11 protein-coding genes are annotated in these 16,202 nt (G+C 67.5%); 4 read left to right on the forward strand and 7 right to left on the reverse strand.

Features of this window, described 5'->3' with window-relative positions:
- Positions 1-29: 29 nt before the first annotated feature.
- The 3 genes from F0357_RS20780 to F0357_RS20790 all read right to left on the reverse strand — a co-directional run bounded on the left by F0357_RS20780 (position 30) and on the right by F0357_RS20790 (position 3,649).
- Positions 30-899 carry a universal stress protein gene (locus F0357_RS20780; protein ID WP_153489163.1) on the reverse strand — a complete coding sequence of 290 codons (870 nt, stop codon included), beginning with the start codon at positions 897-899 and terminating at the stop codon, positions 30-32.
- Entirely contained in the window at positions 896-2,347 is a 1,452-nt protein-coding gene (locus tag F0357_RS20785; RefSeq protein ID WP_153489167.1) for an amino acid permease, read from the reverse strand. Before F0357_RS20785 ends, F0357_RS20780 begins: the two co-directional genes overlap by 4 nt.
- Positions 2,348-2,506: 159 nt before the next feature.
- Positions 2,507-3,649 carry a succinylglutamate desuccinylase/aspartoacylase family protein gene (locus tag F0357_RS20790; RefSeq protein ID WP_153489171.1) on the reverse strand — a complete coding sequence of 381 codons (1,143 nt, stop codon included), beginning with the start codon at positions 3,647-3,649 and terminating at the stop codon, positions 2,507-2,509.
- 341 nt (positions 3,650-3,990) lie between these two features.
- Here F0357_RS20790 and cphA point away from each other — a divergent pair, with 341 nt between their 5' ends.
- The 4 genes from cphA (at position 3,991) to F0357_RS20810 (ending at position 10,152) form a co-directional block, all read left to right on the forward strand.
- Complete coding sequence (gene cphA, locus F0357_RS20795) at positions 3,991-6,735, forward strand: cyanophycin synthetase (protein ID WP_153489183.1); 2,745 nt, start codon at positions 3,991-3,993, stop codon at positions 6,733-6,735.
- 13 nt (positions 6,736-6,748) lie between these two features.
- Positions 6,749-8,944: a cyanophycinase gene (locus tag F0357_RS20800; RefSeq protein WP_153489188.1), complete on the forward strand. Its 2,196-nt coding sequence runs from the start codon at positions 6,749-6,751 to the stop codon at positions 8,942-8,944.
- Positions 8,945-9,041: 97 nt separating this feature from the next.
- The gene (locus F0357_RS20805; protein WP_153489190.1) at positions 9,042-9,425 is read left to right on the forward strand and encodes an MbcA/ParS/Xre antitoxin family protein; all 384 of its coding nucleotides are present in this window, start codon (positions 9,042-9,044) and stop codon (positions 9,423-9,425) included.
- Positions 9,385-10,152 (forward strand): RES family NAD+ phosphorylase, encoded by a 768-nt coding sequence (locus tag F0357_RS20810; RefSeq protein WP_153489195.1) that lies wholly within the window; start codon positions 9,385-9,387, stop codon positions 10,150-10,152. The genes F0357_RS20805 and F0357_RS20810 overlap by 41 nt, the downstream gene beginning before the upstream one ends.
- A 48-nt stretch (positions 10,153-10,200) precedes the next feature.
- On the opposite strand, the gene F0357_RS20815 is transcribed toward F0357_RS20810, so the two are convergent.
- The 4 genes from F0357_RS20815 to tssH form a co-directional block, all read right to left on the reverse strand.
- Complete coding sequence (locus F0357_RS20815; protein WP_153489200.1) at positions 10,201-11,031, reverse strand: EamA family transporter; 831 nt, start codon at positions 11,029-11,031, stop codon at positions 10,201-10,203.
- Positions 11,028-11,597 (reverse strand): TetR/AcrR family transcriptional regulator, encoded by a 570-nt coding sequence (locus F0357_RS20820; RefSeq protein ID WP_153489204.1) that lies wholly within the window; start codon positions 11,595-11,597, stop codon positions 11,028-11,030. Before F0357_RS20820 ends, F0357_RS20815 begins: the two co-directional genes overlap by 4 nt.
- Before the next feature lie 117 nt (positions 11,598-11,714).
- Positions 11,715-13,355 carry a sigma 54-interacting transcriptional regulator gene (locus tag F0357_RS20825; protein WP_153489216.1) on the reverse strand — a complete coding sequence of 547 codons (1,641 nt, stop codon included), beginning with the start codon at positions 13,353-13,355 and terminating at the stop codon, positions 11,715-11,717.
- A gap of 35 nt (positions 13,356-13,390) precedes the next feature.
- Positions 13,391-16,057 (reverse strand): type VI secretion system ATPase TssH, encoded by a 2,667-nt coding sequence (tssH, locus tag F0357_RS20830; protein ID WP_153489228.1) that lies wholly within the window; start codon positions 16,055-16,057, stop codon positions 13,391-13,393.
- Positions 16,058-16,202: the final 145 nt, after the last annotated feature.

The following is a 16,202-nucleotide window of genomic DNA, read 5'->3' on the forward strand; positions in this document are numbered from 1 at the left end:
GTGTCGGGGTCGCGAGCGGCGGCCGCTGCCTAAGGAACGGCGACGACCGGCACCTGGGCGTGGCGCAAAATGCGGGTGAAGGGCGACCCGAACACCCGTCCGCCCCACGATCCGACCGACTGGGCGCCGGCGACCAGCAATTCCCCAGGCTTCCACTCCACCGCCTCGATCGCCTTGCGCCAGGTCGGGCCGTCCCCGAGGGTGGCGAGCGTTTCGACCTCCGGGGGCATCATGGCAAGGGCACGCGCCTGCGCTTCGAGTGCCTGTTCGCGCCACGCGTTCGCGATGAGGGCCTCGGCGTCGTAGCCGACATTGCTCGGATACATCTGCCGGTCGCGCACCACGAACGTGACGAGGCGCAGAGGCACCTTGTGGCGTCGGGCGAGATCCCGGGCGACGGCGAGCGGGCCGTCGCTCTCGGGACCTTCGACATAGGCGCATGTCACCCGCTCGACGGCCTCGCCGGGCGGACGTTTGAAGCCGCGCGGCGCGAGCATCACCGGACGGCCGGCGATCGCCATCAGCCGGCCGCCGACCGATCCGAAAGAACATCGCCTGCTCGGGCCGTCCTGCGGTGAACCGAGAATGATCGCTTCGGCCCCGATGTCGTCTGCGGCCGCCGCAAGACCCTCCGCAGCGGTCCGGGCGGCGACGACCATGAAGCGCGTGTCGATGCCCTCGCCGAGGGCGGTGCGCGCCTTCTCGAGGGCCTTGTCGGCGGAGCGGGCGATGTAGTCTCGGTATTCGAACTCGACGTTCGCGGGGGAGGGGCCGTCCCATGGTTCCGGGACCACGACGCAGATCGCGAGATCGACGGGAGGCCTTCGTGCGGCGGTCCGGGCGAGGGCGAGCGCCTCGCTTCCGGAGCGGTCCGGCGTGTAGCCGACGAGATAGGTCATTCCGCCGCCTCCCGAAGCCCGGGCGCTGCGCCCGTCTTCCTGGCCAGCGCCGAATGGCGGATCGAGTAGCCGAAATAGAGGATCAGCGCGGCCGCCGTCCAAATGGCGAACAGGAAGTAGGTGTCCCACGGCAGCTCGATGATGAGGTAGACGCAGAACAGCACCGAGGCAATCGGCACGAAGGGGAAGAGGGGAACCCTATAGCCGCGCGGCAAGTCCGGCCGGGTGCGGCGCAGGATGAGGACGCCGGCCGACACCACGGCGAAGGCGATCAGGGTGCCCATGCTGGTGAGGTTCGTCAGCACGTCGAGCGGGATCAGGGCCGCGAGCGTCGCGATGAAGGCGGCCACGATGTAGGTGTTGGCGACCGGCGTCATCGTGTGCGGGTTGACCCGCTGGAACAGCTTCGGCAGCAGCCCGTCGCGGCTCATGGCGAACAGGATGCGGGTCTGCCCGTACATGACGACCAGCGTCACGCTGAAGATCGACACGATCGCTCCGATGCAGAGCAGAACGGCGGGCCATGGCGATCCGGTGATGTTGGCGAGGATCACCGCGAGGCCCGCATCCTGTCCGGCGAACTCCGTCCAAGGCTGCGCCCCGACCGCGGCGAAGGCGACGAGCACATAAGCGAGCGTCACGAGGGAGAGCGACAGGATGATAGCGAGCGGGAGCGTCTTGCGCGGGTTCTTGACCTCTTCGCCCGCCGTCGAGACGGCATCGATGCCGATATAGGAGAAGAAGATCGTCGAGGCCGCACCGCCGACCCCGAGGATGCCTTTGGGCAGGAAGGGGTGGAGATTGTCTGACTTGAAGGCCGTGAGTGCGATCACGACGAAGAGGGCGAGCACGCCGAGTTTCACCAGCACGAGGATCGCGTTGATCGTTGTGGATTCCCGAGCGCCGCGGATCAGGAGCGACATGCACAGGACGACCAGCAGGATCGCCGGCAGGTTTACGTAGCCGCCGGCTCCGGGCGGCTGGCTGATCGCATCGGGCATCTGCCAGCCCACGGTGTCCTTCAGGAGCTCGTTCAGATATTGCCCCCAGCCGACCGCGATGGCGGAGGCCGACACCGCATATTCGAGGAGAAGGCACGCCCCGACGATATAGGCGACGAATTCGCCCAGCGTGGCATAGGCGTAGGAATAGGAGGATCCCGAAACCGGGATCATCGAGCCGATCTCGGCGTAGCAGAGTGCGGTGAGCGCCGCGGTGATGCCCGCGATCACGAACGACACGATGACCCCCGGTCCGGCTTCCGGGACCGCGGCCGTCAGCGCGACGAAGATACCGGTGCCGATCGTTGCTCCCACGCCGAGCATGGTGAGTTGAAAGAGACCGATGGTGCGGGCGAGGTCTCCGCGATGGGAAGAGTGCCCCTCGACCACGTCGACGATCGGTTTGCAGCGCGCGAGACTGGCGCCGAAGACCTTCAAAGAACGCATGAACAGAGCCCCCGCTCCGGTTGGCTTTATGTGCTCGCCCGCGCCCCCGGGCGATCAACAATAGGCCTACCAGCAAGCAGGATGCCATCCCGGCTAAGTAATTTTAAAAAAGTGCGCAGCGTTGCGGGAAGCGGAGCGTTGCGCGCTCCTCGAGGCGCCTCAATCGGTCAGCAATTCGCCCTTGCGTTCCGGCAGGGCCGTCTCGCCGGCGATCTTGCCGATCACCTTGCCCGGCCAGGCATAGGTCTGGTTGTGGCGGGCGAACAGGATGCCATCCGTGCCGGCCAGGACGTCGGCCTCGGCGCCGACGGGATCGATGATGCGGGCGACGAGATCGCCCGTCCGCACGTGGTCTCCGAGCCGTGCGTGATAGGCGACGAGGCCACCCGTCGGCGCAATGAGTTGCTGCATCGCCTCGAGAGGCGTCGCCTCGGCGCGGGGCATCGCCGGCGAGAGGTCGGACACGCCGCCGACGAGGCCGCGCCGGGCGAGAAAGCGCAGCAGGGCTTCTGCAGTGCGGCGCGCCTCGCGCTCGTCGACGTCGTCGTTCGAACCGAGCTCGAGGGTGGCCGCGAAGCACGCCGGCGGGATCGGCGCTTCGGGAAAGCGGGCGGCGAGGCTCCACCAGGGGCCGCTGCACGCCTCGTCGAAGGGATGGCCGCCCGAAATCTCGGCGAGTAGGATCGCGCGGGCCTCGATGTCGGCGGCGAGGTCGCGGGCGTCCGGCCACAGCGGCGTGCCGATATAGAGATGCGGCATCGCTTCGTTGTCGGCATGCACGTCGAGGACGATATCGGCGTCGTGGGCGAGGGTGAGGAGGTGGTGCCGCAGCGCCGCCGTCTCCGTCCGCGGTGCCCGTTCGGCGAGTGCCTCGCCCATCGCGGCCCGGATCGTCGCCACGTTCTCCGCCGCATCCTGCGTCAGGCGTTCGCCGAGCGTGTCGGCGATCTCTTTCGCGAGGTCGGGATAGTCCCGGTTGAAATTGCCAAAGCTTGCGAGGTCGTGGCGACCGTGGAGGAAGCCGCCAACCTGCTGGGCGAAGCCGACCGGATTGGCGAGCGGGAGCACGACGATCTCGCCCAAAATTTCACCGGCGGCCGCGTGCGTCTCCAGCATCTCGGCGAGATGGCGCAAGGCGAGCATGCCCGGGAATTCGTCGGCGTGGAGGCCCGCCTGAAGGTAGGCCTTAGGCCGCGCACCCGGTTCGCCGAAGCGCAACACGGTGAGCACGCGGCTCGTGCCCGGTGCCGGAGCCGGAAGCGGGATTTGCTGGACGACGGCGGGGGAGGGCGCTTGGTCCATCACAGGGTCCTTCCGAAGGGGCCGCGAAAGGCGCCTTTGCGATCATGGTGTGCCGAGAAACCGGGCAGCGACCGATATTGCGAGCCGGCTTCCTTCCGGTCTAGGCTCCTTGTGTCGGATGAACGTGTCAGGCGTTTGATGTCGTGAGCGTTTCTTTTCTCTGCGGATGTCACAGAAGGCGCCGCGACCATCTTGCGCGGGGTGCGCTCGGCGTGTTTTCGCCGCCCCGCCCGTCCGACCTTCATGCGCACCGATAATCGAACCCTTTCGCCTTCTCGCCGGTCCCCGGGCTGTGGACCGCGTAGGGGACGTTGCGTTCTCCATCCTTGGGGACCTCGGATATGGATATCATTTCGACCGCCGCGTATGTCGGGCCGAACGCGTACGCGAAGCTGCCTCTCATCCGCCTGATCGTCGGGCTGCGGCATCGCGCCGGGGCGTCGGTCGCGAGCTTCGGCTCGGAACTTCTCGATCGTCTCGTCGAACTCGTGCCGCCGCTCGGCGCGGATGTGCTGCCCGACGGGACGCGATGGGTCGATCATGCCGCGGGGTCCGAGGAGGTCGGTCTCGGCGAGCTCATCGCGCGCCTCGCGCTCAACCTCCAGCGGCTGGCGGGCTCGCCGACCGATTTCGCCCGCGCCGCGCCCATCCCCGGCACGGAGGACGTCGAAGTTCTCTACGGCTACGAATCCGATGAGATCGGCCTTGAGGCCGCCGAGTTCGCCTGCGACCTCCTCATCGAGCTGATTGCCCCGCGCGCGTCCGATGACGAGCCCTATAATTTCGAGGAGGAGCTCGAGGATTTCCTGAGCTTTGCCAACCGCCGCTCCCTCGGCCCCTCTGCGCTCGCGCTGGTGCGCGCCGCTGAGGCCCGCGACATCCCCTGGTTCCGCCTCAACGACCAGAGCCTCATTCAGGTCGGCCAGGGCAAGTACCAGAAGCGGATCGAGGCGGCGCTGACGAGCCTCACCTCCCACATCGCGGTCGAGATCGCGTCCGACAAGAACGTCGCCAACAAGATCCTCGCCGATCTCGGCCTGCCGGTGCCGAAGCAGCGGCTCGTCTACGATGCCGGCGAGGCGGTCTCGGCCGCGAACCGGATCGGCTATCCTGTCGTGGTGAAGCCGCTCGACGGCAATCACGGCCGCGGCGTCACCGTGAATGTCACCAATGACGACGAGGTCGAGCGGGCCTTCGCGGTGGCGGACGACGAGGGCAGCGCCGTCGTCATCGAGAGCATGATCCTGGGCGACGATCATCGCCTGCTCGTGATCGACGGCACGCTCGAGGCCGCGGCCAAGCGCGTGCCCGGCCACGTGGTGGCCGATGGGACGCACACGATCGCCGAACTGGTCGAGATCGTGAACCAGGACCCGCGCCGCGGCGTCGGCCACGACAACATGCTGACGAAGCTCGAGCTCGACGACCAGGCGTTCCGCCTCCTCGATGAGAAGGGCTATGGCGAAGACACCGTCCCGCCCGCCGGCGAGGTCGTCTATTTGCGCAAGACGGCGAACATCTCGACAGGCGGCACCGCCGTCGACGTCACCGATGTCATCCACCCCGACAACAAGCTGATGGCCGAGCGGGCGGTCCGCGCGATCGGGCTCGATGTCGGCGCCGTCGATTTCCTGACGACGGACATCACCCAGAGCTACCGCGACACCGGCGGCGCCATCTGCGAGATCAATGCGGGTCCCGGCCTTCGCATGCACATCGCCCCCTCCGAGGGCAAGGGACGCGACGTCGGCGGCAAGGTCATGGAGATGCTCTTCCCGCCGGGCACCCCGAGCCGCATTCCGATCGCGGCGCTGACGGGAACCAACGGCAAGACCACCTGCGCCCGCATGCTCGCCCACATCCTCAAGATGGCGGGGCACGTGGTGGGTCAGACCTCGACGGACGCCGTCTATATTGACGGCAACGTCACGGTGAAGGGCGACATGACCGGCCCCGTCTCGGCGATGATGGTGCTGCGCGACCCCTCGGTCGATATCGCCGTGCTCGAGACGGCGCGCGGTGGCATCGTCCGGTCCGGCCTCGGCTACATGTTCTGCGACGTCGGCGCGGTTCTCAACGTCACGTCGGACCACCTCGGCCTCGGCGGCGTCGACACCATCGACGAACTCGCCCGGGTCAAGCGCGTCATCGCCGAGGTGTCGCGCGACACCTGCGTGCTCAACGCCGACAACGAATACACCCTCAAGATGGCCGACTATTCCTCGGCCAAGAACATCATGTACGTGACCCGCAACCCGTCCCACGTCCTGGTGCGGGAGCATATCCGGCTCGGCAAGCGGGCGGTCGTGCTGGAGCAGGGCGTCAACGGCGACCAGATCGTCTTCTACGAGAACGGCACCCAGATTCCGCTGATTTGGACCCACCTCATCCCCGCCACGATGGAGGGCAAGGCGATCCACAATGTCGAGAACGCCATGTTCGCGGCGGGCATGGCCTACGCGCTCGGCAAGACGCTCGACCAGATCCGCACGGGCCTGCGCACCTTCGACAACACGTTCTTCCAGTCGCCCGGCCGCATGAACGTGTATGACGAGCACGGCTTCCGGGTTATCCTCGATTACGGCCACAACGAAGCCGCCGTCGGCGCGATGGTCGATCTCGTCGAGCGGCTGAATCCCCGCGGCAAGCGCATCGTCTGCGCGACCTGTCCGGGCGACCGCCGCAACGAGGACGTGGCGGCGATCGCGGCCAAGATCGCGGGCAAGTTCGACACCTATATCTGCCATCGGGACGATACGCTCCGGGGGCGCGGCCCGCGGGAGATCCCGGAACTCATGCGGGCGGCGCTCCTCGCCCTCGGCGTGGCGGACGATGCGATCCATATCATTCCGGAGGAGAGCGATGCGGTCGACACCGCGCTGAAGATGGCGCGCCACGACGACCTCGTCCTCATCTTCTGCGAGGCGATCACAGCGTGCTGGAAGCGAATCATCTATTTCAAGCCGGACGAGAGCGTGAAGGAAGCGGCCCCGGTGGTCGGGGCCGTGGACCTGCCGTTCGACGTTCCGGAGGGTTTCAAACTGATCACCGACGAGCGCGGCGCGCGGATCGCTCCCATCGCCTGATGGGACGGCCGTGATGTCGATTTACGACTGGTTCTCGCCCCGCGGAGAGAACGGCGATCGCAAGCTCGCCGTCATCGGCGGCCGTCTGGAAGACGGCAATGCGCTGATCTATGGCGAGATGCACCGCTTGTCGGGTGGCCGTATCCTGGTTTTCCCGACCGCCTCGGCCGAGCCGGAGGCGGTCGGCCCGGAAACGGTGCAGGTGTTCCGGTCGTACGGGTTCGACGCCGCGCTCTCCCCGGTCCATGGTCCGAACGCCGCCGCCGCGGCCCGAGATCCCGCGAACGCCGCGGAAGTGGCGCGCTACGGCAGCGTCTATTTTACCGGGGGCAATCAGGTTCACATCGTCGAAGCGCTGGCGCCGGGCGGAATCGAGACGCCGGTGCTCGCGGCGATCCGCGAGGCCCACGCCCGCGGCGGCCTGATCGCCGGATCGAGCGCCGGGGCGGCGATGATGTCGCGCGTCATGATCGTCGGCGGGACCTCGCTCGACGCCACCGTCCACGGCGTGACCGAGGATCCGGAACAGCCCGGCATGCTGCTCGGCGAAGGCCTCGGCTTCTTCCCATACGGCATCGTCGATCAGCATTTCATCAAGCGCGGCCGGCTCGGCCGGCTCGTCGTCGCGATGGCCAAGACGGGCGTCGAGCGCGGCTTCGGCATCGACGAGAACACCGCCTTGTTCGTGACCGGACAGCGCGGCCGGATCATCGGCGAATATGGCGTGTTCGCCCTCGACATGCGCCATGCGACGCTCGATCCGCGGGGACGCACGTTCGAGAACATCGGCTTCTCCTATCTCGACCACGGCGACGAGATCGACCTCGTTCGCATGCGCGGCGTGCCGGGGGCCGGTAAGCGCCGGGTGCGGCAGGGCGAGATCGCCTACCGCGCGCCGGCGCGGTCGCGTCGCAACGTGTTCGGCGCCTACACGCTTTACGACGTGCTGGCCCGTCTGGTGCTCGGCGACCCAGCTTTCTATGCTGCCGATCGGGCGAGCGCGGTCGACGTCAAGGCCGCCACCGCGGTGACGGTCGAACTCGAACGGATACGCAGCCAGTCCCGGGCGCTGATCGCGGTCGAAGAAAACGCGGTCCGCATCACCGCGCTCAACTTCCGCGCCACGGTGATGACGGAGCGGCTGACGCCGTCGCGCCTCGCCCGGCGCGCCGAGCGGGTCCAGCGGCTCTATGGTGCGAAGCCCTCCGCGGCGGCGCGGCTCATCCTGCTCGGCTCCTCACCGCTTCAGGCCGGCCCCGAACTCACCGCCGAGATGTTGCAGCGCTGCGAGGGGCCGGTCGGCATCATCGCGGCGGCCTCCGCCGAGCCGGAGCGCACCGCCGCGACCCACGTCGATCTGCTGCGGCGCGAGGGCGTCGAGGCGTTCGATCTCGGCATCACGATCAACAATATCGGGCGGGCTGGCCGCAACGAGGCGCTGGTTGAGGAGATCGCCGCGCTCAAGACGATCCTCTTCACCGGCGGCAACCAGATCCGTCTCGTCGAGACGCTGCTCCACCGCGGCGAAGAGACCCCGATCCTGCTCGCGATCGCCAAGGCTCGCGCCAAGGGCGCCGCGATCATCGCCGCGAGCGGGTCCGCCTCGGCCTTGTCGGACTTCATGGTGGCGGGCGGCACCTCATTCGACGCGCTCCGCTACGGCGTTTCCTCGGACCAGGGGCACAACGGCCTCGTCATCCAGGAGGGCATCGGCTTCTTCGGCGGCGGGATCGTGGATCAGAACGTCTTCTCGTCCCGCCGTCTCGGCCGGCTGATCGTCGCCTGCGCCGAGGAGGGCGCGCCCCACGGCTTCGGCATCTGTGAGGAGACGCTGATGGATGTCTCCGGGGACGGCAGCCGGGTCGACGTCGCCGGCCGCAACGGTGTCGTTCTCGTCGAGGTCGACGCGAGCAATCTGGTCCTCCAGAGCGACAGCTTCGTCGCCCGCGGCGTCAAGCTGACCTTCGTCCGGCCGGGCGACAGTATCGAGCTCCCGACCGGGATCGTTCGCCGCAACACGCCGGTCGAACCGGCGACGGCCGCTCTCGACCGCCTGGTGCGCGAGCTCGCCGCCGATTGTTCGGCGCTGCCGCTCTCGCCGCGGCCGATCGACCCTCACCGCTACCGCGCGATCGAGATGGGCGTCGTCGAGCAGGGCGCGGGAATCGTGAAGATCGACATCGCGTCTCCCCGCGACGATCGCGACTGAACGCGGGCTTCGCGCCATCCGTTGGAACGTCTCGTGCGCATCCGTCTTTCTCTCGAAAGGGATATGTGCTATTTCTTTCCCTCGAAAGGATGGTGCCATGCTCAATGCGGAGCGCGTGATCGAGACCAAGCCGGCGGAAGGCGAAGTTCTCGCCAAGGCCCTGGTGCGGGCGGCCGACCAGCTCGCTTTGCCGGCCCGTCTTCTCGGTGCCGTCGTCGGTCTCTCCGAGCCGACCGTTTCACGGTTGAAGCGGGGGCGCTTTGCCCTCGAACGGGGTACGAAGCCGTTCGAACTCGCGCTTCTCTTCGTCCGCTTCTTTCGATCGCTCGACGCCATCATCGGCGGTGACGAAGGGGTCGCCCGCGCGTGGCTGCGGGCCGACAATCTCGCGCTCGGCGGCAAGCCGATCGACAAGATCCAGACGGTGAGCGGGCTCGTCGATGTCATCGCCTATCTGGACGCCCGCCGCGCTCTCGTCTGAGGCGCACGCCTTCCGCGGGCGCGGCTGGCGCCTTGTGGAAGCGCAGCATCGCGTCTCGACCCTGAAGCTCGTCGACACGCTCGAGGAGCAGGCGCTCCTCGAAGATCTCCTCGAAGAGACGAAACCGCCGTTGCCGCCCGAATGCCGCGGCCTCGATTATCTCCTCGCGACGCCCTTCCGGTACGGCGCGCTCTATCCCACGGGCTCGCGCTTCCGCCGCGCTGGCCGAACGCTCGGCGTGTTCTATGCCGCGGCGCAGGTCGAGACGGCGGTTGCCGAAATGGCGTTCTACCGGCTCCTCTTCTTCGCGGAATCGCCGGCCACGCCCTGGCCCGCGGAGCCGGGCGAATACACCGCCTTCGCGGCGGCGCTCATGACCGATCGTGCCCTCGATCTCATGGAGCCGCCCTTGTCGGAGGATCGCGCCGCCTGGACCCACCCGACGGATTATCGCGCGACGCAGGACCTCGCCGACGCGGCGCGGACCGTCGACATCGCCCTGATCCGCTACGAATCCGTGCGCGATCCGCAGCACGGCGCCAACTTGGCCGTGCTCACCTGCGCCGCGTTCGCCGAGCCGCGCCCGGTCGAGCGCCAGACCTGGCGCCTTCGCCTCAGTCGCTCCGGCGTCCAGGCCATGTGCGATTTCCCAAACGCTCGCCTCGGCTTTCCGCCGGACCTATTCGCGGCCGATCCCCGGCTCGCTGGCTTTCCCTGGCAGCGGTGAGCGCGAGGCCCACCAGCTTCATTCTGTCGGAGTGGGTTGAACCTCGCTCTATTGGATGAGGCAAATGGCTCCAACCGCGACGGTCGCGGATGCGAGGACCCGAAGGAGCGAGAGCTTCTCCCCCAAGAAAAGCCAGCCGATCAAGGTCGCGAAGAGCACGCTTGTCTCGCGCAGGGCGGCGATTGGGCCTGCTGGACCGCGGGCGAATGCCGCGACGACAGCGGCATAAGCGATGACCGCGACGGCGCCGCCCGCGAGGGCCCTCCAAGTCTCCGGCGCCCTCATATCCAGTCGGAGGCGGCCGCGCGCGATGGTGTGGGCGAGCGGCAGAAGAATGCCATATCCCACGAGGACCCACGCCGTGTACGCGTTCGAACCGTCCGCCATGCGTACTCCAAGCGAATCGATCGTTGCATAAGCGGCGATGATCGCCCCGGTGCAGAGAGCATAGGCGAGACTTCGTCCGGGGATTCTGGCTCGACCGAGAGCGAGACTGGCAATGCCGCCGGCGATCAGCAACACGCCGAGCACTTCATGGGGTGTCGCGCGTTGAGCGGCGAAAACGACGGCCGAGAGTGTGACGAGAACCGGGACGGTTCCGCGAACGATCGGATAGACCTGCCCGAGCGCGCCGTGGCGATAGGCGGCGACGAGAAACAAAGAATAGGCCGTCTGCAGGACAGCTGAGGCCAGAATGTACGGCCACACCGCCAGGGCGGGCAAAGGGAGAGCAATCACGAATGGGATCGCAAGGACCGTCGAGGCCACGCTCATGAGCGTGACGGTCTGGAGCCGGTCTCCTCCCCCGCGGAGGAAGGCGTTCCATGTCGCATGGAGAACGGCTGCGGAAAGCGCCAAGGCGATGACAAGAGGGGTCATGCGGCGGGCGCGGGCGAGATGAGCTGGAGCGCAGCGCCTTTTGCTGCGGTGATGGCCTCGTCCCCGTGGCCCAATTGGGCGAGGAGGGTCGCCCCCTCGATGAGCATCACGAGAACCGTCGCCTTCGCGACGGCAGCAGGCGGTGTCTCCTCCAGCAGCGCGGCGAGGCGGTTACGCATCGCGATCTTCTGCGCGGCTGCGGCGCGATGGACGGGATGGTTTACATCGCCGTATTCCGCGATCGCGTGGGCGAAGAGACAGCCATGAAAATCACGTCGCCGAAACCATGCCGCGTGCCAGTCGAAAACGCGGGTGACTTTCTCGGCTGGGGTTGCGTCGGCTAAGGCGAGGTCGTCGAGCTGCCGCGCGAACCGTTCGGCGCGCCGCTCGAGCACCTCAATGATCAACTTATCCTTACTCGGAAAGTGGCGATACATCGTCATCTTCGCCACCCGAGCCTCCGCAATGATCCGATCGATGCCGGTCGCGTGAAATCCATCCCTTTTGAACAGATCGTATGCGGTTCGGACGATGAGCTGGCGCTTGTCGTGCTCGGACGGTGTCATTTCCAGCCCTTGTGATGAGACAGGTCTGTATCATCACGGGATGGGTGCGGCGTCAAGAGCAGCCCGCGGCATATACGAACGCTGGCAGGTAGGCGGCTCTGGCAGCGGTGAGGGCTCTCAGGCCGGGCGGCTCGGGCGGATGCCGTAGCGGCGGAGCTTTTCGATGAAGCTGCGCCGCGAGATGTTGAGGAGATCGGCGGCCCGGCTCTGATTGCCGCCGGTCTCCCGCAGCTTGGTGCGGATCACCACGGCCTCGAACTGCTCCACCATCGCCTTGAGATCAGCGCCCGGAGGAAGGGCGGCGCCGGCCGGCAGAGCGATCGGCGCCTCGGCGCGCAGGTCCGCCGGCATGTGCTCGACGCCGATCCGCTCTCCGTGATCGACGAGGAGCACGGCCCGTTCGACGATGTTCTTCAACTCGCGGACATTGCCGGGAAAGGTCCACATCGCGAGGGCGTCGAGCGCCTCCGGTGTCAAAGTCGGCACCGGGCGCCCGGACAGCTCGGCGGCGGCGGCGAGGAAATGATCGACGAGCCGGGGCACGTCACCGCGGCGCTCGCGCAGCGGCGGCAGGGTGATCGGAAAGACGCTCAGCCGATAGAACAGGTCTTCCCGGAAGCCGCCGTCGGCGATCTTGCGCTTCAGATCCACGTGGGTCGCGGCGACGATGCGCACGTCGACCCGATCGGTGCGGACGTCGCCGACCCGGCGCACCTCGCCGAGCTCGATCATGCGCAGGATCTTGGCCTGAAGATTGAGCGGCATATCGCCGATCTCGTCGAGGAAGAGCGTGCCGCCGTCGGCTTCGTGGACGAGGCCGCGCTTGTCGGAGACGGCGCCCGAGAACGCTCCCTTGCGGTGGCCGAACAATTCGCTTTCCAGAAGGTGCTCCGGCAACGCGGCGCAGTTCTGCGTCACGATCGGCTTGCGGGCACGCTCGCTGGCGCGGTGGATGGTGCGCGCGAACACCTCCTTGCCGGTTCCCGTCTCGCCGAGGAGGAGGACAGGCACCTTCGAGGCTGCCGCGCGGCGGGCGAGGTCGAGGGCGGCGAGGATCGCCGGGCTCTCGCCGATCACGCCGTTCTCGCGGCCGCCGCGGCGGAACCTCGTTTGCGCTTCCTCTCGCAACTGTGCGTTCTCCTGGGCGAGTTCCGCATTGGCGCGGTCGAGGCGGCGGATCAGTTGCTGGTTCTCCGCGAAGAGGCGGGCATTGCCGATTGCCATCGCGGCCTGCGCCGCGAACGACCGCAAAGCCGGCTCGCTCGCCCCCGTCAGCGGCACGACCTCGCCGGTATTGCGGTCGCAGAAATTGGCGAGTTGAAGCACCCCGAGCGTCTGTTCGGCGTTGCGCAGGGGCAGCACGGCGAAGGAGCGCGTCCGAAAGCCCGTCGCGCGGTCCTGCTCGTAGGTCGCTCCGAACTCGAAGCCGGTATAGGCATAGACGTCCGCGATCGACACGAGCCGGCCCGTGATCGCGCTGAAGGCGTTCGGATCGGTCAGGTTGAACGCCATGTCCTCGCGGTAGAGCGCGATCGGACCCGGCACCGGCGCGGCATCGGGCACGACCTCGTTCTGTCCGAGAACCCCCTCGAGCGTCCGCCCCGTGACGTCGAGGACGAGAAGCCGCGCGACCTGCGCCCGCGTCAGCCTGCGCGCGGCGCTCGCGATCGCGTCGAGCAAGCGGGCGAGGTCGCGCTCCGTGGCGAGGGCGGTCGCGACGTCGATCAGGTCGTTGGCGATCTCGATCGGGTCGAGCAAAGCGGAGCCTGCCGAAGTCCGAAGGGGGAGGCCGCTCAGGCGGCCTCGTTGAGGGGCGTCTCGCTGCCGGCGATGACGAAGTCACCGCCCGGTCCGACGTCGAGCGCGATATCCTGTAGCGGCGCGTCGACGCTCATTCGATGGAGAATTTCGGTCGCAATCATCGGCAGGATGGTCTTGCGGATGATGTGATCGATGGCGCGCGCGCCGGTCTCGACCTCGGTGCAGCGCGCGACGATCCGCTCGATCAGCGCATCGGAGAAGGTGAGGTTGAGCTTCTGCGAGGCGGCGAGGCGGGCCGCCACCCGCGCGAGCTTGAGGCGGACGATGCCGATGAGCGAGTCCGCCGCGAGCGGGAAGAACGGCACGATCTGCATGCGGGCGAGCAGCGCCGGCTTGAAGTGGCGGCTGAGCGTCGGCCGGATCGCGGCGATGAGGTCTTCCGTCGACGGGCGGGGCTCCTGAAGGCCCATCTCGGTCACGATATCGGTCGCGAGATTGCTCGTCAGGATGACGATCGTGTTCTTGAAGTCGATGGCGCGGCCTTCGCCGTCGGAGAGCACGCCCTTGTCGAACACTTGATAAAAAAGGTTCATCACCTCGAGATCGGCCTTCTCCACTTCGTCGAGCAACACGACGGAATAGGGCCGCTGGCGCACCGCTTCCGTCAGAAGTCCGCCTTCGCCGTAGCCGACGTAGCCGGGAGGCGAGCCCACGAGCTTGGAGACGGTGTGCTTCTCCTGGAACTCGGACATGTTGATGGTGATGAGGAAGCGCTCGCCACCGAACAGAAGATCCGACAGCGCGATCGCGAGCTCCGTCTTGCCGACGCCCGACGGGCCGACGAACAGGAAGACGCCCATCGGCTGGTTCGGGTCCTGCACGCCGGCCTTCGCCGCGCGCAGGCCCTCGTCGATTGCGGTGACGGCCTGATCCTGTCCCTTGATGCGGGCCTTGAGGTCGGTGCCGAGGCTCAGCACCGCGGCCGCCTCGTCGCGCACCATCGAGCCGACGGAGATGCCGGTCCAATCGGCGATCACCTGCCCGACGACGTCCGGCGTCACCTCGTAATGGACGAGCGGACGGCGACCGCGCACCGCGCGCAGCGCCTCCATGGCCTCGTTCAGGGCCTGCTGGGATTCCGGCATGACGAGGCCGCGGCCGTCGTCGCCGCGCTCCTCGCGCAGCTTGGCGCGGCAGGCGAGGACGCCTTCGACCGCCTGCTTTTCCTGCGTCCAGCGTTCGGTCATCGCGGCGATTTCGCCGCCGAGCGTCGCGATCTCGGCGTCGATCTCCGGGAGCCTGGGATTAGCGGCCTCGCTGCTCGCGTTGTGGTCACGCTCGAGCGCCGCGTGTTCGCGCTGGAGCATCGCGATGCGACGCTCCTTCTCGTCGATCTCGGCGGGCTTGGTCGACAGGCTCAGCTTGACGCGTGCGCAGGCGGTGTCGAGCACGTCGACCGCCTTGTCGGGAAGCTGCCGTCCGGTGATGTAGCGCGCGGACAGCCGTGCCGCCGCCACGACCGCGACATCGCGGATATAGACGCCGTGCGCCTTCTCGTAGGCGTCGCGCAGGCCGCGGATGATGACGACGGCCTCGTCCGGCGACGGCTCGTCGAGCTTGACGAGCTGGAAGCGGCGGGCGAGCGCCGGGTCCTTCTCGAAATATTTCTTGTATTCGCTCCAGGTCGTGGCGGCGATGGTGCGCAGTTCGCCGCGGGCGAGCGCCGGCTTCAGGAGGTTCGCCGCATCGCCGCCGCCCGCCGAGCCGCCGGCGCCGACGAGGGTATGGGCCTCGTCGATGAAGAGCACGATCGGCTTCGCCGAGCCCTTAACCTCGTCGATGACGCCCTTGAGGCGGTTCTCGAATTCGCCCTTCACGCTCGCGCCGGCCTGGAGCATGCCGAGATCGAGGCCGAGCAGCTCGACGTCGCGGAGGAATTCCGGCACGTCGCCTTCGACGATCTTGCGGGCGAGGCCTTCGACCACCGCCGTCTTGCCGACGCCGGGTTCGCCGACGCAGATCGGGTTGTTCTTGCGGCGGCGGCCCAGCACGTCGATCATCTGCTGGATCTCGCGGTCGCGGCAGAACACGGGATCGATCTTGCCGGCGCGGGCCTGCGCCGTGAAGTTGATGGTGAAGCGGCCCAGCATGGAATCGGCCGTCGGCAACGCCGGGCCTTCGCCGGTGGCGCGCGACGCGGCGACCGTTCCGATGGCGTCCGCCTCCTCGCTGGAGCCGGCCACGATCGCCGCGAAGTTCGCCTTGAGATCGGCGGCAATGATCGGGCGCAGCGCGTCGAACCAATCCGGCTGTCCGAACCGGGACGGATTGGAAACGAGCGCGAGGACGATGGCGCCCGAGCGGATCTTGCCGAGCCCGAGATCGACCGAGCTCAACATCCAGCTATCGGCCAGGAGCTCGACAAGGAGCGGCGAGAAGGCCGGCCGGCCCGGATTGCCGCTGCGCATGCCCTCGAGGGTGCGCTGGAGGGCGCGCTTGAAGGTGCTCGGCTCGACCTCATAGCGGCGAAGGATGGCGGCGAGGTCGCGGTCCGGCTCGTCGGTCAGGACGAGGAGCACATGCTCGATCGTGACCTCGTAATGTTCCCGCGCCGTACAAAGGCCAGCCGCGGTCTCCAGCAACCGGCGGGTGAACGGCGTCAACCGATCGAGGAGTTTGCGGAGATCGACCTGCGCCATGGAATTCACCTCGTTTGGGACGTGTCCGACCGAAAGCGGACGCGGATCCATGCAAAACGAAGTTCAATGAAAGCGTGATGACGACGTAGAAATACTGAAAGAATATTCTTGGTTGGAATCGGGCGCCCCGGTTGGGGCGCCCGAG

Origin of the sequence: Segnochrobactrum spirostomi, from assembly GCF_009600605.1 — a bacterium.
GTDB lineage: Bacteria > Pseudomonadota > Alphaproteobacteria > Rhizobiales > Segnochrobactraceae > Segnochrobactrum > Segnochrobactrum spirostomi.

What these genes read in the sequence shown, in the direction of transcription:
- cphA (WP_153489183.1), top strand. Translation starts at nt 3,991, where the DNA reads ATGGATATCATTTCGACCGCCGCGTATGTCGGGCCGAACGCGTACGCG.
- tssH (WP_153489228.1), bottom strand. Translation starts at nt 16,057, where the DNA reads ATGGCGCAGGTCGATCTCCGCAAACTCCTCGATCGGTTGACGCCGTTC.
- F0357_RS20810 (WP_153489195.1), top strand. Translation starts at nt 9,385, where the DNA reads ATGTCATCGCCTATCTGGACGCCCGCCGCGCTCTCGTCTGAGGCGCAC.
- F0357_RS20800 (WP_153489188.1), top strand. Translation starts at nt 6,749, where the DNA reads ATGTCGATTTACGACTGGTTCTCGCCCCGCGGAGAGAACGGCGATCGC.
- F0357_RS20790 (WP_153489171.1), bottom strand. Translation starts at nt 3,649, where the DNA reads ATGGACCAAGCGCCCTCCCCCGCCGTCGTCCAGCAAATCCCGCTTCCG.
- F0357_RS20815 (WP_153489200.1), bottom strand. Translation starts at nt 11,031, where the DNA reads ATGACCCCTCTTGTCATCGCCTTGGCGCTTTCCGCAGCCGTTCTCCAT.
- F0357_RS20820 (WP_153489204.1), bottom strand. Translation starts at nt 11,597, where the DNA reads ATGACACCGTCCGAGCACGACAAGCGCCAGCTCATCGTCCGAACCGCA.
- F0357_RS20785 (WP_153489167.1), bottom strand. Translation starts at nt 2,347, where the DNA reads ATGCGTTCTTTGAAGGTCTTCGGCGCCAGTCTCGCGCGCTGCAAACCG.
- F0357_RS20805 (WP_153489190.1), top strand. Translation starts at nt 9,042, where the DNA reads ATGCTCAATGCGGAGCGCGTGATCGAGACCAAGCCGGCGGAAGGCGAA.
- F0357_RS20780 (WP_153489163.1), bottom strand. Translation starts at nt 899, where the DNA reads ATGACCTATCTCGTCGGCTACACGCCGGACCGCTCCGGAAGCGAGGCG.